Genomic DNA, 22,568 nt, shown 5'->3' on the forward strand with positions numbered 1-22,568 from the left:
ATTTAAAACACCAACCAATGATTATGCTAAGAAACCACATCGCTCTCATTCTTTGCCTATGTGCTATGCTATTTACAGGATGTAAAGAAGAAGCTACTTTCAATGATAAAACATTAGCTGAGTTTTCAAACTCTGTAAAACCAGAAGACATAAGGCACCATATTGCTGTACTTGCAGATGATAGCTTAAAAGGAAGACTTCCTGGAACTCCTCAATATAAGCAAGCCATGGAGTATGTAGCCAATAAATATAAAGAATTTGGTATTTCTCCAATTGGAGACAGCGAAGGAAGCACCTATTATCAAACACTAACTTTGAGAAAATCAGTGGTTAAGAATGAGCAATCTTACATGGTGTTGAATGAGAAAGATACTTTGCAGGTTGGAGAAGATTATTTTTTCACAGGCAATGCCAACGAAATTTTAACTGAATTTTCAGGTGAATTGGTTATTGCTGGTTTTGGTGTTCAAGCATCAGAATATGGGTTTGATGATTTCGAAAATTTAGATGTAAAAGGAAAAATTGTAGCTATATTTAGTGGTGCTCCAAGTTCTTTACCAGCAAGTGAAAGAGCTTATTTTAGTAATACAAATACCAAAATAACAACACTAGATAATTTGGGAGCAAAAGGTATATTGTTTGTTACAGCTCCAGGAGGAAGAGGAAATTTTAAAGGAAGCTATAATAGAATGTCTCAAAGAGGTATTAACAGTGTGCTATTGCCAAATGGTACAGCTTTAGGAAGATCAAATTTTGGAAACATGGCTTTTGGAGGTTATTTTAATTGGTCATCTTTAACTAAACTTACAGGAATAACAGAAGAAGATTGGAAAGATTATAGTGAGAAAGGTAACACTCTAAAGCAGCCAACTAATATAGTTCACTTAAACGGAAAAGTAGTAACAACACTATCACAATTTGAAAGCGCCAATGTTCTTGGTTTATTGGAAGGCGAGGAGCTTAAAGACGAATATATTGTGCATACTGCGCATTTGGATCACGTAGGTATAGGCAGACCAATTAATGGAGATTCTATTTATAATGGTGCTCACGATAATGCTTCAGGTATAAGTGCTATGATTGAAATCGCTAGATTATATAGTAAGTTACCATCAAAACCAAAACGTTCAGTAATATTTGCTGCAGTTACTGCTGAAGAAATGGGATTATTAGGTTCTAAATACCTTGCTGTAAATCCGCCTGTTGCTCAAGAAAAGATTATTGCAAACGTCAATACAGATATGCCTACTTTAATAGCTCCAATGTTATCTGTAGAGCCTTTAGGAGCAGAGCAAAGTAGTATTATGAGTGTGGTAGAAAGAGCTACAAAGCAACTAGATTTAAGGATAGATCCAGACCATATGCCAGAACAAGTTAGGTTTGTACGAAGTGATAACCTAAATTTTGTATTAGAAGGTATTCCTGCGTTACGTATGAAATATGGGTTAAAAACTGAAACTTCTGAAACAGGTTTAGATTCTATTATTAACGATTTTACTAAAAATCATTACCATAAACCATCAGATGAATTAAGAGATGGCATGTTTAATTTTGATGCAGCCAAAACCTATGTAAGATTGCAGTTTATGAATAGTTATCTCATAAATGTATCAGAAGAACAACCAACATGGAATGAAGATTCATTCTTTAGAAAGTTTAAAAAATAAATTTAAGCACTCGCATTACGCTTACTCATAATAATATCTTTAATATGCAATAAGCTACTCACAATAGCTTTAAGTTCGAAATGTAAAAACTGTTTATTCTTCTTGCTAAAGTGAGCAATATGATAGGAGTAAAGGTTGTGCTTTCCCTTTTTTATTTTAATAAAAAACGTATCTTTTTCTGCATCAAACACAACAGAACTTTTGTAATTGCTTTCAATTAAAAACCAATACGATAGGCTGTTTATTTGGTTGAATAATGATAAGTTAGCGTCCATAATCAAATAGTTAATGAGGTTGTAAATCTATCTTCAATTTATACCAACATTATCTACATTCAAACTTTATTTGTTCAATAACATTACTTGCTCGATAAAAAGATGTTAGATTAAAATTTATCGGATAAAGTGAATGCTCTCTTTCATACAATCAAAAAATAATAGTAAAAAACACGCAATTTGCCTTGTAAAAATAGGGTGCAACAAAAATGTCCATTCATTAGCGAATATCGTCCATTTATTAACCCTTAAAGAGTCCTCATCTTTGTACCATAAAATTAAGTTTAACAAAAAGAACATTTAATACAATGAAAAATTTATTTAAAACATTAGTAATGTTTGTTATGGGAGTAACAAGCGTTTTTGCACAATTGCCAGAACCAGGATTTATTATTGACGAGCATACAGCAATCGTTATAACAGATCCACAAAACGATTTTTTAAGTCCTGATGGCGTTGCTTGGGGAGCTGTTGGAGAAAGTGTTATGGAAAATAATACTATTGAAAATTTAGAAACTATTTTTAAGTTAGGAGAGCAGTATAATATTCCCGTATTTATTTCTCCACATTACTATTACGAGCATGACCATGTTTGGAAATTTGAAGGTACTCTTGAAAAATTAATGCACAACATTAATATGTTTGATAGAGGAGATCAATTAAACACTAGAGGATTTAAAGGATCTGGTGCAGACTGGTTACCACGTTACAAAAAATACATCAACAAAGACGGTGTAGTTATTTCAAGTCCTCATAAAGTTTTTGGTTCTGAGTCTAATGATTTAGCATTACAATTAAGAAAACAAAAAATTGACAAAGTAATATTAGCAGGAATGTCTGGTAATCTTTGTGCAGAATCACACATGCGTGAATTAATTGAAAATGGTTTTGAAGTTGCCGTTGTAGGTGATGCAACTGCTTCTGCAAAATTACCAGGATTAGATGGTAATCAAGCAGCTCAAACTAATTACAAATTAATTTCAAGTAAATTATATACTACTGAAGAACTTGTAAAAGAGTTAAAAATGCACAAAACAAAAATGTAAGTTTTTATAACCTACAGGGATTAAATTAAGATTAGTAGCAAAAGGGCAGGATCAAATAAATAGGTCTTGCCTTTTTTAATGTTTTTTTAACGCAACTCTTTGATAATGAGTATGTATTAAAAGGGAAAAATGTCCACCAAATAATGTTTTTTGTCCATTTTATTAACACTATCGATGTTACATCTTTGTAGTGTCAATAATGACAAACAATATATTTAAAATTAAAACTTATGACACGTTTAAATGCATTAGATCCAAACGAAGCAACAGGAAGATCTAAAGAACTATTTGAAGGAATTAAAAACAAATTAGGAATGGTTCCTAACATGATGAGAACTATGGGTAACTCTTCTGCTGTATTAGAAGGTTATTTAAATCTTAGCGATTCTCTAAGTAAAAGCTCACTTGGGAGTAAAACAGGAGAGTTAATTGCTTTAACAGTAGCCGAAACAAATGCTTGTAATTATTGCTTATCTGCACATTCATTTATTGGTGAAAAATTAGCTAACATAGACACTACTTCTTTAGCAGAAGCTAGACATGGAAAAAACAATGATGAAAAAGTTGAAGCAGCTTTAACTTTTGCAAAAACTTTAGTAAACAAGGCTGGTAAAGTGAGTGATGAAGATGTACAAGCTATAAAAGCTGCTGGATATTCTGATGGAGCTGTTGGTGAAATAGTAGCACACGTAGCTCTAAATATATTAACAAATTACTTTAACAATACAGCAAATACTGATATTGACTTCCCTGCCGTTAAAGCAGCAGAATTTTAAGCATAAAGAAAAATAATCTAAAAAAAATAAAATGAAAACTATAAAATTAATTTTAAGTTTGGTTACTATACTAGCTATAGGTAACAGTGTTGATGCTCAAATTCCACCAGTTGATAAGAACAAAGTAGCCATTGGAGGTTATGATGTAGTATCTTACTTCTCTGGTGAAGCAAAAAGAGGTTTTGAAAGCTTTTCAGCTCAAAATAAAGGAATAACTTACTATTTCCATACTAAGGCTAATAGAGCAGCATTTCAAAAATCTCCAGAACGTTATTTACCACAATTTGGAGGGTATTGTGCTTGGGGTGTTGGAGCTAAATCAGCTAAATTCCCAATAGATCCAGAATCATACGATATTATAGATGGAAAACTATACTTGTTTTTCAACGCTCCATTTAACGGAGAACAATTTAATACTATTTTAGATTGGAACAAACGAACAACAGAATTACATATGGCTGCCCATAAAAATTGGGGAAAAGTCAAAAATATGTAGTAGTGATTTTCATGTTTGGGCAAGTGTAATCTTTTGATGCACTTGTCCTTTTTTTTTAAAATTTTTAAAAACATATACTATGACAATAGAAAAAAAATATCCGATACCACCATTCACGGAAAAAACAGCAAGAGAAAAAGTACAAATGGCTGAAGATGCTTGGAATAGCAAAAACCCTGAGAAGGTATCTAAAGCTTATACAATAGACACTGCTTGGAGAAATAAATCAGAGTTTATTAATGGAAGAGAAGATGTTGTAGCCTTTCTTACCAATAAGTGGCAACACGAACTAAACTATAAGCTAAAAAAAGATTTATGGGCTTTTACAGATAATAAAATTGCTGTGCGCTTTGAATATGAATTTCAAAACAATGAAGGTCAATGGTTTAGAGCTTATGGGAATGAAAATTGGGAATTCGATAAAAATGGCTTAATGAAAAAACGCTATGCCAGTATTAATTATCTTTCAATAAATCCGACAGAAAGAAAACTATAACTATAAATTAATAATTTTACAGCATGGAAATATATAACACATACACACTCATTAACAAACAAACAGATAACTTAGCGTTTAAGCTTTTTTCTTTTGAAGGCAATTGTCAATTTGATGATGTTAATCGTTATAATTACTATTCTTTAGTATGGATAAAAAAGGGAAGTGGTGTAGCCAAGGTAGATTTTACAGAATATAATTTTACTCAAGATACTATGTTTGCTATAACACCTTATCAGCCCTTTATGTTTATTGAAAAGGAACAGTTAGAGGGTGTTGTGTTAAATTTTCATCCCGATTTTTTTTGTATTCATAAACATCACGAACAAGTAGCCTGTAATGGTGTGCTTTTTAACAACATTTACAATCCGCCAATGTTGTGTGTTCATGATGATACACGAAAAGATTTTGAAATGCTCATTTCACATATGAAAACAGAGGTACAAAAGTCGGATTTAGCTCAATATGAATTATTGGTTTCTTATTTAAAAATATTTTTAATCAATGCCTCTAGAGCAAAAGTGCAGCAACAACCTGAAGTTTTAACTACAGTTCCAGACAGTAATGAACCCTTTAAGCTTCAAAAGTTAAAAAACCTCATAGAAACTCATTATAAAACCAAGCATTCAGCTAGTGAATATGCCGAGTTATTAAATATAAGCCCAAAAGCTTTAGCTAAGATTACAAAAAATCATTTCAACAAAACCTTAACCAATTTAATTTCTGAAAGAATTATAATTGAGGCAAAAAGAGAGTTATACTTAACAAATAAATCTGTAAAGGAAATCGCTTATACGTTAGGTTACGATGACGAACATTATTTTAGCCGATTCTTTAAAAATAAAGCCGATATTTCCCCAACAATATATAGGGAAACAGTAGGTTTTGCTCGAGCAAGTAGTTAAATAACCCACGCCAAATTAATCATGAAATTTACAGTACAAGAAAAGGTTTTAAATACGTCTTTTTTGGAAGCCTATAATACCATAAAAGAACAAATAGTTAGCCATGGGTTTTTATTGTTACACGAAATCGATACTACACAAATAGTTTCAAAACATGGCATTGATATAGCTCCATTAAAACAGTTGCTGTTTTTTGATCCAAAGTATATCTCACAAATTATGGACAGTGACTATTTAGCTATTAATGATATTCCTTTAAAGTTTGTTATTAGTTACAAAGGTGAACGTACTACTAGTATTAGTTATCAAAATCCTGCTAAAAACTTAACAGATTATAATCTTAAAAACTCTATAAAAGAAGAGTTGTTAGAGCGTGTTCAAGCATTACTTGAGGATTTATAGGTAATTTAAATTAAAGTCTATTTCGTTTAGTTATGCAAATAGGCAGAGTGCAGACTTATTTGTATTTAATAGAAACCTCGAACTGCTTTACCGTGGTAGATTCGACGAAACACGACCTAATAGTGAATATTTGTACTATAATGTTCTGCGTTATGTAACTTGAGCTTTGGTTAAAAGCGAAAGTCCTTCTATATTTTTTTAAAAAATTTTACTCCAAAAGTTTCTTTACGATGTAAATGGAACACTCTTTACACGCAGCGACAGTAGGAGAGTAGTGTAATGTGTGTGGAATGGTTAATTAAGTTGGTATAAAAAATAAAAAAAGGATTAGGATTGTAATCTGTGTATTATTATTATTGCTATAGCGTTTAAAAAAATACACGGTTAATGACATTAGGAGAATTTATAAAAAAAATACGCCTTAATTCGGCGCTCTCACAAGAGTTATTTGCTAAAGAGTTTGAAGTTTCATTCACAACTATAAATAGGTGGGAAAACGATAAATCCAAACCAAGAAAAAAGCAAATTGAACAATTAAAAAAATTATCCAGCAATCATGACAAAAAACTTTTAGATAAAATTTTGCATGAAGAAAAGCCTACGGCTTATGCGCTTTTTGCTGGTGGTGGAGGTTTTCACTTGGGTATGGAAAAGTATTTTGATATACTTGTAGCTAATGATATTGAACCTACAGCTGAAAAAACACACAAAAGAAACTGGCCTAATCTACCTTTTCTTTTAGAAGATATAAGAAAAGTAGAGTCTAAAAAACTTTTGCAATTAGCTAATAATAAAAAGCCAGATGTCATTTTTGGCGGACCACCTTGTCAAGGTTTCTCTACGCTTGGAACTAAAATGTCAGCAGATCCAAGGAATGTATTGTTCAATCATTATGTAAGATTAGTATCTGAATTAAATCCAAAGGCTTTTGTTTTCGAGAATGTAAAAGCTTTGACGACCATGTATAAAGGGCAATTCAGAGATAATATTATAAAGGAGTTTTCGAATTTAGGTTATAAAGTATATGAAAAGATTTTAAATACAGCAGATTATGGAGTTCCACAATTTAGAGAACGTGTATTTATTTTTGGAACAAAAAATGACCAACCATTTAAGTTTCCAACAATTACACATGGAAATGAAAAAAAATTGACTCCTTATAATACAGTTGGTAAAGCTATAAATGATTTAGTTAAAAAGGGAACGAATTTTTGTGAAAATCATTTAGCACTAAATCATTCTGATAAAGTTGTAGAAAGATATAAATATATACCAGAAGGAGGTAGGTTGCCTGCTCCTGAAGAATTACCAAAGGAAATTCGACGTAAAAATTTTGGAAACACCTATAAAAGACTGGATAGGAAAAAGCCATCGTTGACCATGGTCCCTGGAAATAATGCATTTCCAGTTCACCCAACTTTAAATAGAAGTCTTACACCAAGAGAAGCTGCAAGAATACAAACCTTTCCCGATACTCATAAGTTTGTTGGTGATAGACGTAGACAGTGCATATTAGTTGGAAATGCGGTACCTCCTTTAATGGCTGAACTAATTGGGAAAGAGGTTATTAATCATTTAAATGGAGATACTAAATTAGAAGAAGCAGATAAACAAGTCCTTTTAATCCAAGAATCAAAAGAAGATAAGTTTAATGATAAAATCATACCATATAAGAAATTAAAGAAGTTAAAAGCCAAAGATGGCTTTATTGACTTGTTTTGTGGAGCAGGAGGGTTTACCATAGGATTTTCAAAATCTGGATGGAAACCCCTGTTAAGTGCAGACTTTAATAAATCTGTAGCCGAAACTCATAAAGAGAATTTTCCTTTTATCCCTTTTGTTAGCTCCGATTTAGCGCTTGAGGAATCAAAAAAATTGATTTTAGATAAGTTTGAAAATGAAGATATTGGATTAATAGTTGGTGGACCTCCATGTCAAGGTTTTTCAATGTTTGGAAAGAGAAGATTTGTAAATACTAAAGGGTATAATCCACATTCGGATCCAAGAAATGCGCTTGTGTATTCGTTCTTAGACATAGTGAATAAAATTAGACCGAGATGGTTTTTAATGGAAAACGTATCTGGTCTTGCAAATTTGGATAAAGGGTTGTTTTTAAAATCCTTAATTGAAGAATTTAAAAATATTGGTTATGATAATACTGAATTTAAAATTTTGAATGCTGCTGACTATGGAGTTCCTCAAAAAAGAAAAAGATTAGTAATAATTGGAAATAGAACTGGACATATTATCCCATGGCCAAAGAAAAAGTATTTTGAAACGCCAAAAGACTGGCAAAATAAATATAGAACTGTTGGTGAAGTTATAACAGATTTAGCCAAAGAATCATCTTATGAAAAACAAACTTGTCATGTTCCAATGAAGCATAAACCTTTATTAGTAGAGAGATACAAACACATTGAAGAGGGAAAAAAACTTAATGTTGATAAATTGCCAGAACATTTACAAAAAGGGTATCGTACTGATAAAGTAAAAAATTATAGCCATGTTTTCAAAAGACTACACAGAAACCAAGCTTCAACAACTATGGTTCCTGGACATAATGCTTTTCCAATTCATCCATGGTTAAATAGAGCATTAACAGTAAGAGAAGCTGCTCGTATTCAAACATTTCCTGATGAAATTGAGTTCATGGGAAGTAGACAGAATCAATGTATACAAGTAGGAAATGCTTTTCCTCCATTATTAGCAGAAATTTTAGGCGAGTGTATAAAAAAAGCGGAGAAAAATAATTGGTTCCCTGGTGAAGTTCCTAAATCAGCTTGGTATGCACAATTAGAAAAACCTGAAAATGTTGAATTAGAACTTAATTTTGAAAAAGTATGAGCCATGATTTATATGCATCTTGGGCGACTTCTGAATTAGCAAAGAAGTATAAAGAAAATTCTACAGAATGTTTTCTTACGGAACCAGAAGGTGAATTTGAAATTTTTGCAAATCGTGAAAGTGGAAGGAATTGGCCAATACCAGATGGAAGATTGAGCGTTGATTATAGAAATAATAGATATGAGGTGGCTTTAGAATTGAAAAGAATAAATGAGGGATTACATGGAATTCTTACAGCTATTGGACAAAGTCAAGCATACATTCATCCTACCAAGGGTTATTCTGCTTCAGTAATAGTTATACCAAGGATATATGCTACTCATGAAACTCCTGGCAACTATGTTCAAGAGGTATTGAATAATGTTAATCCAGATTTACCTATTGGAGTTTATTCTTATGATACTCCAGATACTTCTGCGACTTCACCATTTCATGGAAAACTATTATGCCATAGGAATATAAATTTAAGTTTTGCAAATTTTTTGCAACCAAATACTGCTTTGTCAGGTCAAAAATCTAATACTCAATGGGCTCATTTAAGAGAAGGAAGTAGTGAACCAGATGCTTTTTTTAGATATCTCCAATGTGCAAAAACTTTAAAAGCCAATTTATTAGAAGAACCAATTTTGAATGTTCCTCAAGAACTTTTAGATGCAGTTCAAAGAATTTCACCTGGAGCTGACCCATTGAGATATTTAACATACACTTCTGGAGAAATATTTCATGATGTTGTTTGGAGAACATTCTGGGTTAATTATATCTTATTTAGGGAAGTCGCTACTTTATATGAAAAAAATAATAATGATTATACTTTGGTAGACGTTCCAACAAAACTTAAACATATAAATGGTAGAGATTGGAAGAAATTCTTTAGTGGTAAGAGTAATTCTAAAAAAAATAGATTGGTCAATAGCCTTAATGCAAATGAAATAACGGAAGATGAAGCATGGGAGGATTTTGCAAGAAATATTCATGACCGAGCCCATAGCTACAGAGAAGACATTGATTCTTCATTAGAGCATTTAGGTTTTCTTGATGATGATGGAAAACCAAGTGATTTAGGATACAAATTTGTTGATGCATGTGAAAGGAGTGGAGATAGTGCTACTGGAACACCAAAGTTAATTTTTGGATCTACCTTGTTAAAAAATGGAGGGTTAGCAGCTTTTTTGCATTATATATATAAATTATCCGAAACACGCCTTAAATCATCACCATTAGAGTTTACCGCAAGAAACGCAGCAAGAGATAACAGATTAGAATTTCAAAATGTTGATTATTTAAATTGGATAAAGGAAGAATTGGCTAATAACCTAAAAGTTATGAATACTGCCACTTTAAGAGGAGGAGTTGAAAGAAAACCTTTTCAGGCAGAGTTATCTATATTGAGAAAATTTGATTTTGTTTCGAAATTTAGAATAGGATTAGGGTTAGAAATAAATTGGCCACTATTACAAGAATATTTGGAATTTGAAGTTTAAACTTGGCCTCATAAAATTTTGGTCAAAACAATAGATGAGTGGAACGACCATATTTTAGGGGTTTAGTAATAAAGTTTATTAAGCATTTCTATTTTACATAATACTTCAACACAATCTTAAATAGTTCAAATGTTTCCTAAAATATAGTGGAGCGAGTCGTTAATTGTTTCCAAAATTATATGAAGCCTTGATTTTTTGTTTCTTTTGCATCAAGGCAAAAGATAATGCACAAAAAGAAAACTTTAATTTAAGTTCTAAATAGAACAAGTGTATAGAAATTTACTCGCAGAGAAATTTTATACTCTTGTGGCAACTTGACGAGAATCGTCTAAAATTTTTTATTACGGACATTTTATCGAATACGTGATTTTTAATAAGAGCAAAAAGGTTAGCTTTTATTTTGGCGCTGGCAAGCGATGGATAATTATTCGCCAGATTTTTATTTTAAATTTTGGAGCTCATGAATACTTCGTATTTGTGTGTAAAATAAATTGTGGTAACAATTTGATTTTATAAAACAATCGAGCGTTTGGTAGCGGCTATTTTACATAACGGCAAATTATAGATACATAATGTTTTAAAAACTCTGTGAAGCAAACCGCTTAATAGTTTAATGACCCAAGTTCCAATTATTTTTATGAAAACGAATGCTTCTGGGATATTTTACATAATACTACATTATAGCTATCAAATAAACCTACAAGTAAATTAGCCGTAATTTCTTTTAACATAATTTTTGACGATATAGACCTAAAGGCACTATATCTACAATTATGCTAAATAGCCTGAAATATGGCTATACAGAAATTACTGTATATATGTACTATAATTTATAGTAAGTAAAACAAATTTTTTATATATTTGCTTAAGCATTTTAGTTAAAACTTTAATGTGTTTCATAGTTGAAAAACTATTAATGATATAGAACGCTATCTTCGAATTTAGACACTTCAAATAGGTAGCGTTTTTTTTATGATTAAACAACTTTGATTTAACCCTTTACGAATGTCGCTATTTTGGTTTATAAGCTCAGGCAAGCTGAGACAGATATAAACCTTAAAATAGCTAATGATTGTAAAAGTTAAAACAAGTCACGTGCTACGTTCGGTTTATTTGTTCTTTCGGCAAGAACCAACCAAAAAAAATAAAAAATAAATGTTTGTTTGCGGATAAATGTTTCATAACTATATGTTATTTATTAATGATAATTGAATTTAGACAATCCAAAAATAAGGAAAATATTTTAAATATTCAGGAATAAATTTTGATAGCATTTTATTTGTCCTGATCCAAGAATCTAAGTTGATTTTGATAGCATTTTTTGTTTGATCTGTTCAGGATCCTAGTTTGATCATAAAAATTTTGCTATCATTTTACGATCATGTAATACAACCAAGAAATATGCAAGTAGGAGGTGAGTAGTACTCTTTTATCGGTGTAACTTCTCCCCTACTCTAGGGGTAAGGGAAAATTTAATAGTAAATAATAGTACATCCTCTACCACGGGCATAAGCGACATCTGCATCCTCGCCACCTCCATTATTTGTAGCTAGGACACTATTTAATTTTAAAGTACTAGTTGCTATAATACTCGTAAAAATACCTGTATTGGTTGCAGGGTCACCCATTGAGGTAACGTTTGGCAAATCTATAACGCCATTAAATTTGAAAAAAGCACTTGCAGAACCTGTTAAATCCGTTAAAGCAGGCAAACTAATATCAAAAACACACTCACCAAAAGAACTACTAATTGAGGTTACTTTTGGCAAAACCCAATTATAACTAGATTCATTAGCTAACAATTTAAAACAAAAAGCACCTAAAGTCTGTACATTTGGCATGTTAATTTTTGAAGGTTTTAAAGCTGTACAGCCATGAAAAGCGGAATCACCTATGACTTCTAATCCTTTACAGTTTACCTCTTCTAAGGATGTAGCATTTTGAAAACCACTTGACGTTTTAATTTCCGTTAAAGATTCATTTGATTCTATAATAGAAGTTATATCTAAATCCCCTGAAAAAGCGGCAGAATTTGTTTCATAATCTGAATTGTCAATATTTGCGTAAACATTACCATTTAATATTACAAAATCTAGTATTTGAGCTTCAGTAAAACTGAATTTTGCAGCTAATAAAGCCTTTGTGGTAATAGTTCCGCCCACTCCTTTTAATACCAAATGAGAACCATTTATAGCGGTAAAATCCGCCAATGATTCCCTTGCATCATCTAATGGCTCTGTATGCGGTAACACCTGTACAACATCATTTAACGAGAATTGAACAACCCTACCTTCATTGTTGAAATAACTTGAATTAAGGGGAGCAATGCCTTTAAAACCGTCCAAACACAGCATTTGCTCTATTTCATCAAATGTCTTTACATTGTATTTACGACCATTAGCATAAAACCCAATCAAAATACTCTGTCTATTGATGACGTCACTTGTAAAAGTTGTAGCAGACAATGAAACATCTACTTTGTGCATCTCAAAATTTTCATCCAGATATACTAAATACATAACTAAAATATACTTAAATAAGGGTTAGAAGCTCTTAATTTATTTTGCTCTTTACTGGTTAGCTCGTTAGTTAAAATTGTAATTAAATTGTGCTTTTCACTTGTAAAAGGGTCACCAACATTACCCCAAGTTGTGGAATATTGTCTTAAACCAAAAGCATTGTAAACCTTATTGAAGTCCGCACCTGATTTTAATTTTGCAAATTCATTGAAAATGATTTTTTCATCCGTTCCCCATAAGTAAGAAACCATTGCTTTATACAAATTGTCTGCAATGACTTTAGACTGCTCATCTGTAAGGGTTGACCCTGTTTGACTTAATTTGTCTGATTGTGGTAAGTCTTCAAAATTTTTACCGCTAACGATTTTATAATAACGTATGACTAAATAGAGTAGGAGTATTGCACCTAAAATATAAGACCAGTATTTTTTTATGAAGTTCATATTAAAATTTCTTTGTTCGTTTGTAAATTAAAACCGTTAGGAGTACCAAAAAAAAAAGTCCGCCAAGCAGAAACATGTTATTGGTAGGTGCTTTTATTGTCTTTTTTACATTTTGCCACTTCTGTAAATAATTTGGGTCAGTTGCATAATTACTTGCAACTGTTTCTAAAGAATAGTTTGTATCACCTGTATTAGAAATTCCAAAGTTTTTTTGACGTTCAAAATAGTCGCGCACACTATCGAAATGACTCTTAAAAACCGCATGGCTAAGGTTAGAACCTTTACTGTAGGTTTTACGTACTTTTGGGTGACGCATTCCGAAAAGATTATTATTTTGCTTAAAAACCTCACTTTTAAAATTTCCTGTTTCGTGCCATGATTGAGCAAACAATAACTTTACACTTACTTTAGTATATCCATAAAGGTTCTTTAACAACCATATATAAAGCCATATTTTAAGCCTAAACAACATTATACGTTAACTTTTTTCTTGTCTTTTGATAAATCCAATTTTTCAAATTCATCAATAGCAAATTCAATCACTTTGATTATTGCCATTACTAATGCACCATACTTAATGGCTAGTTTGAATAAATTAATAACTGATTTCATTATTTTCTTTTGATATCGTTAATTACACTAATTATATATAGAGCAGTAGATGTTGCAATAACACCCAACAAAACACCAATGAAAAATTCAACTAACATTAGTTGAACTTTCCAAAATAGCCTGTCACTTTCTTTCCTGTTGATGTTACACCACGTCCATTTGGCGTAATAACCATACCAATTTCAGGAAGTGCAACAACTTGCGTTTCTAGGTTGATACTACAAGGGATTAAACGTGTATGTCCTGAATTAACATAAGTCAACTCACACATCATAGTTTGTTTTTCCTCGCCTTTAGCATTTTTATATTGCTTCGTACCCTTATAAGGAGCAACTTTTGCCAATAACATACCTTTTGAACGTGATTTGTTCCAAGCGTTTATAATAGTGCCACCCTTAAATTTACCTTTGGCAATCTTTGAGTATTTTGCACCTGAACGCTTAGCAGGCTGTTGATTATTATTATAGTTATTACCACCGTAATTATTACGGTTATTGTAACGGTTATAATTGTTTCCGCCGTAGCTGTTTTTTTTGTAATACGCCATAATTAATACACTTTTTTACCACCTTTTTTCATATACCACCAAATACCACCAATGACAACAATAGCACCGACCAAGTAATACCAATTACGTTTGAACCATGCTTTTACTTGCTGATTTTGAAGTTCTTTAGCAGCTTCTGAATTATTGACAGCTTGGTTAATAGCCCCTGCGTAAGGTTCACCAAGATTCCGACCTGCATTGTAAGCAGGGTTGTTTTTCAACATTTCCTGCGCTTGTTTCTTTACAGCGGCATCATACTCTTTTTGATTTTGCTCTGCTTCCCACTTTGCAAGACCTGCACCACTACCAAGTATACCACCAGTTGCGGCACTTGAAACTCCTCTTAAGAGATTCCCAAAAAAAGTTCCTCCCTTTTTTTTCTTAAATAGATTACCAAATAAACCCATTTGAATTATATTAAATTAAACTTTACTTCTTTTTGAATACCTTGTAAATCACCACAATCAATAAAAGGGTAACTAAAGACGGTATTATGTACTTTTTGTATTTGTCCCAAAATTCTTTCATAAAATTTCGTTTTTCATCCGTTGTTGTTTGTGCCACTCCTTTAACAGCTCCAAAAGGCGCAGTAAATGAACCGCTTGATACCTTTTTAGGTTTTATGTAAGTACGTGGCTCTGAAAAATCTTCTTTGCTAGGTACTTCTTTTTCTAATTCGGAAATATCCCTAATTGGTTCTATAATTGAATCGGGTGACTTTGGCAATATTGGGGTGGGTATAGGATATTTATAACCTCCTCCAGAGTCATCACCTAGTAAACCGTCAGATTTATCATGTAGCAAACTTTCATCGTACATTACACACTCATTAAAGTTAACTCCATTGAAGTTCCAGCAGTTTTTTCAATCTGAATACTGTCTACTTCTACCAAAGGAATGACCAAAGAAGACCCTGCATCACTATAAACAGTTCCGTCGATGTCAAAACCGAAAATACCCTCTACATCATTTGAAATGGCTTCGATTTCTTTTTTAGTGTAGGTAACATTACGACCATTACTAAAACGCATATCGATAGACTCCAAAACTGATTTAGAACCCAACACCATAACATTACGATGTTGTACAATCAATTCCCTTACGGTTTCATCTGAATTGATTGTTTTTCTTTCTGAACTAACAAAAGCATTCGCAATTTGAGGATATTCAATACCATTTACGGTATATGTTTGAGCAGATACTAAATCTGTCAATTCAACAATAATAACCTCGTCGCCTGCTAGAGGAATTGCACCACCTGAACTCTCACCAGTCTGCATATTCACAAACTTGGCTATCTCACATAATGCTGATAACCCCACAGAATTAGCAGTATCACCTGCAACGAGACCATCCGCAAAAGTTGATGCAAGAATAAAATCCTTTAAAAGAACCTTATTCAATATCTTTACATTACCGTCTTGACGTTCAACAAAAACAGTAATTTTTTCATTTACCAATTCACTTACTTTTCTTGAAGAAGTGATTAATAGTGCGCCAATACCTTTGGTTACTCTCAATTCACCTGATTTAGTTTTGGCAGTTGCATTATAAATTTCCATTTACTAAAAATTTGCTTGAAGATTTCATAAAAGCGGAGCACATTTGACCGAACACCCCGCAATCATGAAAACGCTATTAAACATTTATTGAATGCTAATTACATCAATAAATACATGCGCTTAGTATTTTTGAGTACTTTTGAGTACTAATGAGTACTTTTAAGTACTTTTTTTTTAATCAACAATACCAAAATATAGGTTTAAATGGTCCTGTGTTATGCGCTTTGTTTTGATATCGTATGTTTCCTTTATTTCTGAAATGTAACGATAGGCAGTTGCACGTGAGCATTGTAATTGATGCATAATGTCTTTGGCAGTTAATAGGGTCATCATTCAAGTATTTTAATTTCCAATCCGATAAAACCACTCAAACGCCATAAGTAATCGTTATACAGATATTGTAAGTCTGTACGTTCGGTATATTGCGCCATTAGTGATATATTGAAGTTTTTAAATTTGTAAACAGTTTCTAAGTTTATGGATAATGACCTAGTGGTCACCAACCTATTAATCCAACCATAAGTGATAGAGGGAGCTAGTTCAAAACGATTTATGATATTGTCAAAGGCATAACCAATACCAGCCGAAAACCTTTCATATTTGTAGGAGTTCAAAAAAGCATGTTCATATTCAGGGAAAATAAAAATGTAACCGTCTGAATCCCTAAAGTTTTTTAACTTCAATCTATAAATTGCATTATAGGTAAGTGGCTTATTGTTTTTTTGGTCACCCAACATCATTAAACGAGCATCATTGTAAAATGATAGCAAAATCGATTTATGGTAATTTTGCTGTGATTGGCAAATTAAGGGTAAAATAAGCGATATTATCAATAGTGATTTTTTCATTTTTTTGGTGGTATTATCGATTTGAATTCATTGCATGAATATGTCTTTTCAAACACCTCATTCCAACGTGAACAATAGACGTTTTTTAAACTGAAAATATCCACGAATTTTTGCCATTTACAATGATTGCATTTTTTTACAGTAAATACAGTGGTTTTGACGTTATTTTGATTTTTAGTTCTTAACATATTTGTTAATTTTCGCCGACTATCATAGGTCGGCGTTTTGGGTTAATTTTAAAATGGTTCTAAAGGCGTTTTTAAGCTCGGTTAACTCTAGTCTTAAAGCGTGGTTTTCACGGTTTAAGAGTGCGTTCTTTTCGTTTGTAGCTTCTATTAAATAATGACGTTCCAAAACGTACTCGATAGCACGTGAATTTGTATTGATTTCATCACAGTTTTTCTGCAATGATTTTAATTGTTTTTCTGCTTTGCTTGAAAGTTTTCTAATAGTGAGTGTTTTCATGATTTTGATATTTTATTTTGATAGCATTTCTTTTGACCTGGAGAAAAATATTTTTAAATTTTGCTATCATTTTTTAATTGTTTGGTTTTATAACTTCATGGTCTATGACGTAGAAATGTTTTATATATTCTAAATCTGTTATGTCTAAAATTGAAGTTTGATAGTTCATAGTTTAATAGTGTTTTAGCCTTAAATTGACATAGTTTAATTGTCTTTGTAACGAGTTGTAAATGTTATCGTTCGTTACTTGGCTCATGCGCAATTCAATAGCATCCCTCTTTTGAGTAAGCCATATTCTTTTCTCTAATTTAGAAGTGGGATATTTATTTGTCATCTTTTGCGGTTCTATAAATTTGGTTAAGTGATAAAACTGAAATAAAAGCGGCTGTAATGCCTAAGAAGTAATATTCTAAACTAATCATATAGACTGCGTTTAGTAGAATAACTATTGTGCTTAAAAAAGCAATGAAAAGTGTTAATTTGTTTGTTTTCATAATTTAATGTTTAATTGTTTTAAATAGCTTAAAACGTGGTTATTATAATTTAATTTAGATTGTAACTTTTGGTCCTTGAACACTATAAGACCCATTAACTTTTTGATTTTAAATCTCATGCGTGATTGTGCTACATAAGTGGATTTTTTGTCGTTGGACTGAAACGTGTTAACCAGTTGTAACAAACTGTCTTCATCGTAGCCTTTTATTATACAATTTTGGATGAGTTCAAAAATTATGTGGTCAGTAGGAGAAAGTTGAGGACTTTTTATCCTGTATTGAGGTGTTATATAAGATTTAAGCGAGAACACTACGAAATCATTTAATTGTTTAGGAGTGAACTCTAAATATTCTTTTAAGGTCTTGAATTGTGGCAAAATTTTATAATGCGCTAATCTTCGCTTATGGTCGTAGTTTTTTATAGTTGCTTCAACTCTTGTTAAATTCCTAATTAGTGGGTCGTAGGCTGGAAACAAAAACGTGTTGTAAAATTCTGCTGATTTAGACAATAATTCATCTTCCTTATAATAGAGCTTTATAAATGGTAAAGAGGGTTTTGCGTATTGTCGTTTATTAATACTTAAACCAAGATTGTCAGGAGTATTGACTAAATGCATGTGTTTAGATTTAGTTCCTGAATCAACTATAAGCAGTTTAAGAGCGTCTAAGTAATGGTTTCTATGTTCTACATATAAATTGATACAAACGTCTATATCTGATGCGTAACCGTTTACAAACGTTTCTAAAGAGCATCTAAATACGTTTAAGGCTATAAACTCATTGTATAAAGTATTAATATTACTACTGTTAATCCCTTCAAAATAACGGTGTTTAAGCAATTTACTTGAAAGTGTTAACGATATAAATTTCGTGGGTATTTTTTCTTCTAAATCCGAATCGTAAATAGGGATTTCAACAAGTCCAATTCTTAAAGTAATTCCTTTTGATTGGATTATTATTGGTTTTGGCGGATATAATTCACAGTCAACAGCATCTAAACTTTCATAATAGATACACGTCATAGACGTCAAACGTTTGTCTATAACATTACAATCCTTAAGAGGGATTTTTAAACTTAACGAATCCGTTAAGGCTTGGTTTATAGGAATATTTGGTGCGGACATAAGTATTTGTAAGTCAAATACTTAAACAAAGTTACTGTACTATAATTTATATTATGTCAAATAAAATATTTTAAAACCTTCTATTCTATTAGAGTTTTGACTAAAAAGGTTTTTCAGCTACCAATAACCACATTACTTTATCTTCATCGTTTTGCCAATTCCCTAAATCGTCTATTTGGTTTATTATTTTAAAATTAGCATCGATTAATTCTTCTTTTACATAATTAGAACCCAAAGTATGCGCATAAGTTTGTTCTGCTCGTGTACCATGTTTTACCCTAGATTTTAGCTTTTCTAAAATTAATAGCTTTCCACCAGGTTTTAATGCATTATAAACATGTTTTAAAATTTGCTCATAATCACTCATTTCATGGTACGTATCAACAATAAACACCACATCTAATGTTTCCTTAGGTAATTTAGGGTTGTCATAATCACCTAAAATAACCGATGCATTATTTAAATTTCGAGTGTTGAGATGGTCTTTTAATCGCTCTAACCTATCATTTCTAACATCAACCGCATACACTTTACCCTTATGGCTCACCCTGTTTGCTAAATGAATGGTTAAATAGCCTTCATGACAACCAATATCTGCAACATGCTTGCCTTCCTTAATACCGGCTAATTCAAACATAGTATCAATAGGCATCCATGTGTCTCTTTCTTTCCAATCGTTTTGTGAATATTGCCCATAACTTAATAATGGTAACAAAAAGCATAGTAATAGTTGGGTTGTTTGCTTCATTAACACAAGATATTATATTTAAACCTATAGTGTGCTTAAAATTCTCTTAAATATTGACTGTAAATCATTAAAAAAGGCCACATCTTAAAAAAACATGACCTTTTTAGGTTGGTTAATTAAACTGTTATAACCATTCACGGAAATAATCCATCATATCTTCTTTTAAGTCATAATGCATTCTAATATACGTACGCATGTCTTCTTTTAAGGTATGTTGTTCATTTTGTAAACGTCCATCTATAGTTTCATTAAAATCGGCATTATTAATATTTGCCATTTTATTTCTTATTCTGTGCATTAACTTTGAAATAGCATTTTTCTCAATCATTATTTTGTTTTGAAACTGCTCTAATGGTACTGTTGCTTGTTTTCCAAACTCTCTGCTGGCTATTTCTTCCAGTTTTTCTTGAAACGTATCCATTTCGTTAAAATGAAAACGTAACTCTCTTTTCCAAGTGTCTAAATTGAACTTTAAATCGCTTAAATATGATACTTTTACTTGCATGTGTTTTGTTTTTATGTGTTAAACTTCTTCTTTTACTAATGCTTTCTGTACGTTTGTTGGTACTGGTTGATACGATGAAAACACTGAGTGAAAAGTAGCTCTTCCTTGTGTTAACGAACGTAAATCGGTTGAATACCCAAATAATTCGGCGGCTGGAATCATACATTTTAATATTTGATAATTGTCTGAGTTTTCAAACCCTTGTATTATCGAGCGTCTTGCTTGTAAATCTGTCATAACGCTTCCAGTCATCTCTTCTGGCACTTTTACTGTAAGCTCATTGGTTGGTTCTAATAATTTAGGCTTTGCATTTAAAAAGGCTTCTTTAAATGCATGAGCACCAGCTATTTTAAAGGATATATCGTTAGAATCTACCGAGTGCATTTTGCCATCATATACCATAACACGTACATCTCTAATAAACGAGCCTGTTAGTGGTCCCGATTCCATAACCTCCAGCACACCTTTCATTACTGATGGTAAATAACGCTGATCTATAACACCACCAACAATACAGTTGTAAAATATAAGTTTTCCTCCCCACGGTAGATTAACTTCTTCTTTCCCTCGAATATTAAACCCTTCTGGTTCAGGCATTCCTTCGAACCAAGGTTCAATTTTCATATGCACTTGAGCAAATTGTCCAGAGCCACCAGATTGTTTTTTATGTCTGTAACTTGCTGTGGATGAGCGTTGAATAGTTTCACGATATTGAATTTTTGGCTTTCTAAATTCTGCTTCAACACCATAAATGTTTTTTAAAGCCCAACCTATCGTTGCTAAATGTAATTCACCTTGACAACCTAGTAACTGTTCTTTTGATTCTTTTGAATATGAAATTACTACTGTTGGGTCTTGGCTATGAATGCGTTTTAAGGCTTCACTAAGTTTTTCATCATCATTTTTATTAACAGCAGTTACGGCCTTAGTAATTCTTGGTTCAGGGTATTGAATATACTTCATACTTATAAGTTTATTGCCACTGTATAAGGTATCGTTAGTTCCTGTGTGCTTTAATTTAAGAGTAGCACCAATATCACCAACTGTAAGCTTAGAAACAGATTCTCTATTTTTTCCATCCATGATGAATAATTGGTTAAGCGTTTCTGTTTCGCCTGTATGTGAGTTTGTTAGTTTATCGTTAAGATTAACCTCTCCAGATTTTACTTTAAAGAATGTAATTTGACCTAAGTTAGGCTGATATAATGTTTTAAAAACAAATAATACTGTGTCGCCATCGGCTTTAGATTCAACAGTGACTCCTTCTCTACTTTGTACAGGCTTTAAATCGGCTGCAGCAGGTGCAACATTATCTATAAAGCCCATTAAACGTCCTGTTCCCATATCGTTTAGTGCTGACACACAAAATACTGGAAATACTTCATGATTAAGCATACCTGCTTTTATTCCTTGACGCATCTCATCTTCATTAAGAGTACCTTTTTCAAAATACAGTTCTAATAAATTCTCATCATTTTCAGCAGCTTTTTCAACTAATTCGTTATGTAGCTTATTTGCTTTATCTATTTCATCTGCAGGAATATCAATTTTCTCAGGTTTCCCTCCTTCTGGTTTAAATTTGTAGCAACGCATTTTTAAAACATCAATAATACATTGTGCACCATCAATTTTAATAGGATATTGTATCATAACTGCATTATTGCCTACCAAACTTTTAATACTCTTAAAATTGTCTTCAAAATTGGTGTCTGGATGATCTATTTGATTCACTACAAACAATGTTGGTCTGTGGTATTTATCAATATAATTCCAAATAATTTCGGTACCAACTTCTACACCGTGCTTTCCGTTTATTACATTAACTACAGTATCTGCTACACGAATGGAAGAAATAATTTCACCAATAAAATCATCTAAACCAGGAGTGTCTATGATGTTTATCTTATAGTTTCTCCATTCAGTATGCATAGGTGTAGCAAAAACAGAAGCACCGCGTTGGTGCTCTATGTCATGATAATCTGATACGGTATTTTTGTCTTCTACAGTACCTCTTCTATTAATAAGACCAGCTTCAAAAAGCATGGTCTCTGAGAGGGTGGTTTTACCACTATTGTGTGCACCAACAAAAACGACATTTTTGATGTGCTTATCGTCGAATACTTTCATATGTTTAGTTTTAAGATTCAATAAAATTACTCACATTTATTCATGAAAAACATGATTTTTGTTAGCTATTGATTGAATGAAAAAAGAACACGGAGTATTTAGAGACAAATGGACATATAAGATACAAAATTCTTATGATATTTCGTCTTAATTTATAAAAAGAAGAAAATTTTTCAGGTTAAAAAA

The 22,568-nt window shown here is 31.9% G+C and carries 26 protein-coding genes; 9 read left to right on the forward strand and 17 right to left on the reverse strand.

Features of this window, described 5'->3' with window-relative positions; translation table 11 throughout:
- The first annotated feature begins 17 nt into the window (after positions 1-17).
- Complete coding sequence (locus E5167_RS12785; protein ID WP_136844550.1) at positions 18-1,667, forward strand: M28 family peptidase; 1,650 nt, start codon at positions 18-20, stop codon at positions 1,665-1,667.
- 2 nt (positions 1,668-1,669) lie between these two features.
- Here E5167_RS12785 and E5167_RS12790 read toward each other — a convergent pair whose 3' ends face one another.
- A complete protein-coding gene (locus tag E5167_RS12790; RefSeq protein WP_136844551.1) occupies positions 1,670-1,942 on the reverse strand; it encodes a hypothetical protein in 273 nt (90 codons plus the stop codon).
- A 308-nt stretch (positions 1,943-2,250) separates the two neighbouring features.
- Here E5167_RS12790 and E5167_RS12795 point away from each other — a divergent pair, with 308 nt between their 5' ends.
- From E5167_RS12795 to E5167_RS12830, 8 genes are all read left to right on the forward strand, one after another.
- Entirely contained in the window at positions 2,251-2,988 is a 738-nt protein-coding gene (locus tag E5167_RS12795) for an isochorismatase family protein (protein WP_136844552.1), read from the forward strand.
- Positions 2,989-3,218: 230 nt separating this feature from the next.
- Positions 3,219-3,764 (forward strand): carboxymuconolactone decarboxylase family protein, encoded by a 546-nt coding sequence (locus E5167_RS12800; protein ID WP_136844553.1) that lies wholly within the window; start codon positions 3,219-3,221, stop codon positions 3,762-3,764.
- 31 nt (positions 3,765-3,795) lie between these two features.
- Positions 3,796-4,260: a YHS domain-containing (seleno)protein gene (locus E5167_RS12805; RefSeq protein ID WP_211242155.1), complete on the forward strand. Its 465-nt coding sequence runs from the start codon at positions 3,796-3,798 to the stop codon at positions 4,258-4,260.
- Between the two features lie 79 nt (positions 4,261-4,339).
- Positions 4,340-4,756, forward strand: a complete 417-nt coding sequence (locus E5167_RS12810; protein ID WP_211242156.1) for a nuclear transport factor 2 family protein — start codon at positions 4,340-4,342, stop codon at positions 4,754-4,756.
- Positions 4,757-4,779: 23 nt separating this feature from the next.
- Complete coding sequence (locus E5167_RS12815; RefSeq protein WP_136844554.1) at positions 4,780-5,661, forward strand: helix-turn-helix domain-containing protein; 882 nt, start codon at positions 4,780-4,782, stop codon at positions 5,659-5,661.
- A gap of 21 nt (positions 5,662-5,682) precedes the next feature.
- Entirely contained in the window at positions 5,683-6,063 is a 381-nt protein-coding gene (locus E5167_RS12820; RefSeq protein ID WP_136844555.1) for a DUF302 domain-containing protein, read from the forward strand.
- A gap of 387 nt (positions 6,064-6,450) precedes the next feature.
- Positions 6,451-8,907, forward strand: coding sequence for a DNA (cytosine-5-)-methyltransferase (gene dcm, locus E5167_RS12825; protein ID WP_136844556.1), 2,457 nt, complete (start codon positions 6,451-6,453; stop codon positions 8,905-8,907).
- A complete protein-coding gene (locus E5167_RS12830) occupies positions 8,904-10,388 on the forward strand; it encodes a hypothetical protein (RefSeq protein WP_136844557.1) in 1,485 nt (494 codons plus the stop codon). The genes dcm and E5167_RS12830 overlap by 4 nt, the downstream gene beginning before the upstream one ends.
- 1,472 nt (positions 10,389-11,860) lie before the next feature.
- Here the strand turns inward: E5167_RS12830 and E5167_RS12835 are convergent.
- The 16 genes from E5167_RS12835 to E5167_RS12900 form a co-directional block, all read right to left on the reverse strand.
- Positions 11,861-12,907: a leucine-rich repeat protein gene (locus E5167_RS12835; protein ID WP_136844558.1), complete on the reverse strand. Its 1,047-nt coding sequence runs from the start codon at positions 12,905-12,907 to the stop codon at positions 11,861-11,863.
- A 2-nt stretch (positions 12,908-12,909) separates the two neighbouring features.
- Complete coding sequence (locus E5167_RS12840) at positions 12,910-13,350, reverse strand: hypothetical protein (RefSeq protein ID WP_136844559.1); 441 nt, start codon at positions 13,348-13,350, stop codon at positions 12,910-12,912.
- 1 nt (position 13,351) lies between these two features.
- Positions 13,352-13,822 carry a glucosaminidase domain-containing protein gene (locus E5167_RS12845; RefSeq protein ID WP_136844560.1) on the reverse strand — a complete coding sequence of 157 codons (471 nt, stop codon included), beginning with the start codon at positions 13,820-13,822 and terminating at the stop codon, positions 13,352-13,354.
- Positions 13,822-13,962 carry a hypothetical protein gene (locus tag E5167_RS15440; protein WP_169301426.1) on the reverse strand — a complete coding sequence of 47 codons (141 nt, stop codon included), beginning with the start codon at positions 13,960-13,962 and terminating at the stop codon, positions 13,822-13,824. Before E5167_RS15440 ends, E5167_RS12845 begins: the two co-directional genes overlap by 1 nt.
- 97 nt (positions 13,963-14,059) lie before the next feature.
- Complete coding sequence (locus E5167_RS12850) at positions 14,060-14,509, reverse strand: hypothetical protein (protein WP_136844561.1); 450 nt, start codon at positions 14,507-14,509, stop codon at positions 14,060-14,062.
- Positions 14,510-14,511: 2 nt separating this feature from the next.
- Positions 14,512-14,916 (reverse strand): hypothetical protein, encoded by a 405-nt coding sequence (locus tag E5167_RS12855; protein ID WP_136844562.1) that lies wholly within the window; start codon positions 14,914-14,916, stop codon positions 14,512-14,514.
- Positions 14,917-14,938: 22 nt separating this feature from the next.
- Positions 14,939-15,328: a hypothetical protein gene (locus E5167_RS12860; RefSeq protein ID WP_136844563.1), complete on the reverse strand. Its 390-nt coding sequence runs from the start codon at positions 15,326-15,328 to the stop codon at positions 14,939-14,941.
- Positions 15,328-16,071 carry a hypothetical protein gene (locus tag E5167_RS12865; RefSeq protein ID WP_136844564.1) on the reverse strand — a complete coding sequence of 248 codons (744 nt, stop codon included), beginning with the start codon at positions 16,069-16,071 and terminating at the stop codon, positions 15,328-15,330. The genes E5167_RS12860 and E5167_RS12865 overlap by 1 nt, the downstream gene beginning before the upstream one ends.
- A 174-nt stretch (positions 16,072-16,245) precedes the next feature.
- On the reverse strand, positions 16,246-16,404 hold the full coding sequence (locus tag E5167_RS12870; protein ID WP_136844565.1) for an HTH domain-containing protein: 159 nt from the start codon (positions 16,402-16,404) through the stop codon (positions 16,246-16,248).
- On the reverse strand, positions 16,401-16,919 hold the full coding sequence (locus tag E5167_RS12875) for a hypothetical protein (protein ID WP_136844566.1): 519 nt from the start codon (positions 16,917-16,919) through the stop codon (positions 16,401-16,403). Before E5167_RS12875 ends, E5167_RS12870 begins: the two co-directional genes overlap by 4 nt.
- A 210-nt stretch (positions 16,920-17,129) precedes the next feature.
- Positions 17,130-17,384, reverse strand: a complete 255-nt coding sequence (locus tag E5167_RS12880) for a hypothetical protein (protein ID WP_136844567.1) — start codon at positions 17,382-17,384, stop codon at positions 17,130-17,132.
- 323 nt (positions 17,385-17,707) lie between these two features.
- Positions 17,708-17,878, reverse strand: a complete 171-nt coding sequence (locus E5167_RS15445; RefSeq protein WP_169301427.1) for a hypothetical protein — start codon at positions 17,876-17,878, stop codon at positions 17,708-17,710.
- Positions 17,875-19,002, reverse strand: coding sequence for a hypothetical protein (locus tag E5167_RS12885; RefSeq protein WP_136844568.1), 1,128 nt, complete (start codon positions 19,000-19,002; stop codon positions 17,875-17,877). Before E5167_RS12885 ends, E5167_RS15445 begins: the two co-directional genes overlap by 4 nt.
- Before the next feature lie 100 nt (positions 19,003-19,102).
- The gene (locus E5167_RS12890; protein WP_136844569.1) at positions 19,103-19,750 is read right to left on the reverse strand and encodes a class I SAM-dependent methyltransferase; all 648 of its coding nucleotides are present in this window, start codon (positions 19,748-19,750) and stop codon (positions 19,103-19,105) included.
- 124 nt (positions 19,751-19,874) lie between these two features.
- The gene (locus E5167_RS12895) at positions 19,875-20,255 is read right to left on the reverse strand and encodes a hypothetical protein (RefSeq protein ID WP_136844570.1); all 381 of its coding nucleotides are present in this window, start codon (positions 20,253-20,255) and stop codon (positions 19,875-19,877) included.
- 18 nt (positions 20,256-20,273) lie between these two features.
- Positions 20,274-22,382: an elongation factor G gene (locus tag E5167_RS12900; protein ID WP_136844571.1), complete on the reverse strand. Its 2,109-nt coding sequence runs from the start codon at positions 22,380-22,382 to the stop codon at positions 20,274-20,276.
- Between the last annotated feature and the right edge of the window lie 186 nt (positions 22,383-22,568).

Origin of the sequence: Pontimicrobium aquaticum (assembly GCF_005047595.1) — a bacterium.
GTDB classification, from domain to species: domain Bacteria; phylum Bacteroidota; class Bacteroidia; order Flavobacteriales; family Flavobacteriaceae; genus Pontimicrobium; species Pontimicrobium aquaticum.

Coding starts and splice junctions, on each gene's coding strand:
- E5167_RS12785 (WP_136844550.1), top strand. CDS start 18: ATGATTATGCTAAGAAACCACATCGCTCTCATTCTTTGCCTATGTGCT.
- E5167_RS12790 (WP_136844551.1), bottom strand. CDS start 1,942: ATGGACGCTAACTTATCATTATTCAACCAAATAAACAGCCTATCGTAT.
- E5167_RS12795 (WP_136844552.1), top strand. CDS start 2,251: ATGAAAAATTTATTTAAAACATTAGTAATGTTTGTTATGGGAGTAACA.
- E5167_RS12800 (WP_136844553.1), top strand. CDS start 3,219: ATGACACGTTTAAATGCATTAGATCCAAACGAAGCAACAGGAAGATCT.
- E5167_RS12805 (WP_211242155.1), top strand. CDS start 3,796: ATGAAAACTATAAAATTAATTTTAAGTTTGGTTACTATACTAGCTATA.
- E5167_RS12810 (WP_211242156.1), top strand. CDS start 4,340: ATGACAATAGAAAAAAAATATCCGATACCACCATTCACGGAAAAAACA.
- E5167_RS12815 (WP_136844554.1), top strand. CDS start 4,780: ATGGAAATATATAACACATACACACTCATTAACAAACAAACAGATAAC.
- E5167_RS12820 (WP_136844555.1), top strand. CDS start 5,683: ATGAAATTTACAGTACAAGAAAAGGTTTTAAATACGTCTTTTTTGGAA.
- dcm (WP_136844556.1), top strand. CDS start 6,451: ATGACATTAGGAGAATTTATAAAAAAAATACGCCTTAATTCGGCGCTC.
- E5167_RS12830 (WP_136844557.1), top strand. CDS start 8,904: ATGAGCCATGATTTATATGCATCTTGGGCGACTTCTGAATTAGCAAAG.
- E5167_RS12835 (WP_136844558.1), bottom strand. CDS start 12,907: ATGTATTTAGTATATCTGGATGAAAATTTTGAGATGCACAAAGTAGAT.
- E5167_RS12840 (WP_136844559.1), bottom strand. CDS start 13,350: ATGAACTTCATAAAAAAATACTGGTCTTATATTTTAGGTGCAATACTC.
- E5167_RS12845 (WP_136844560.1), bottom strand. CDS start 13,822: ATGTTGTTTAGGCTTAAAATATGGCTTTATATATGGTTGTTAAAGAAC.
- E5167_RS15440 (WP_169301426.1), bottom strand. CDS start 13,962: ATGAAATCAGTTATTAATTTATTCAAACTAGCCATTAAGTATGGTGCA.
- E5167_RS12850 (WP_136844561.1), bottom strand. CDS start 14,509: ATGGCGTATTACAAAAAAAACAGCTACGGCGGAAACAATTATAACCGT.
- E5167_RS12855 (WP_136844562.1), bottom strand. CDS start 14,916: ATGGGTTTATTTGGTAATCTATTTAAGAAAAAAAAGGGAGGAACTTTT.
- E5167_RS12860 (WP_136844563.1), bottom strand. CDS start 15,328: ATGTACGATGAAAGTTTGCTACATGATAAATCTGACGGTTTACTAGGT.
- E5167_RS12865 (WP_136844564.1), bottom strand. CDS start 16,071: ATGGAAATTTATAATGCAACTGCCAAAACTAAATCAGGTGAATTGAGA.
- E5167_RS12870 (WP_136844565.1), bottom strand. CDS start 16,404: ATGATGACCCTATTAACTGCCAAAGACATTATGCATCAATTACAATGC.
- E5167_RS12875 (WP_136844566.1), bottom strand. CDS start 16,919: ATGAAAAAATCACTATTGATAATATCGCTTATTTTACCCTTAATTTGC.
- E5167_RS12880 (WP_136844567.1), bottom strand. CDS start 17,384: ATGAAAACACTCACTATTAGAAAACTTTCAAGCAAAGCAGAAAAACAA.
- E5167_RS15445 (WP_169301427.1), bottom strand. CDS start 17,878: ATGAAAACAAACAAATTAACACTTTTCATTGCTTTTTTAAGCACAATA.
- E5167_RS12885 (WP_136844568.1), bottom strand. CDS start 19,002: ATGTCCGCACCAAATATTCCTATAAACCAAGCCTTAACGGATTCGTTA.
- E5167_RS12890 (WP_136844569.1), bottom strand. CDS start 19,750: ATGAAGCAAACAACCCAACTATTACTATGCTTTTTGTTACCATTATTA.
- E5167_RS12895 (WP_136844570.1), bottom strand. CDS start 20,255: ATGCAAGTAAAAGTATCATATTTAAGCGATTTAAAGTTCAATTTAGAC.
- E5167_RS12900 (WP_136844571.1), bottom strand. CDS start 22,382: ATGAAAGTATTCGACGATAAGCACATCAAAAATGTCGTTTTTGTTGGT.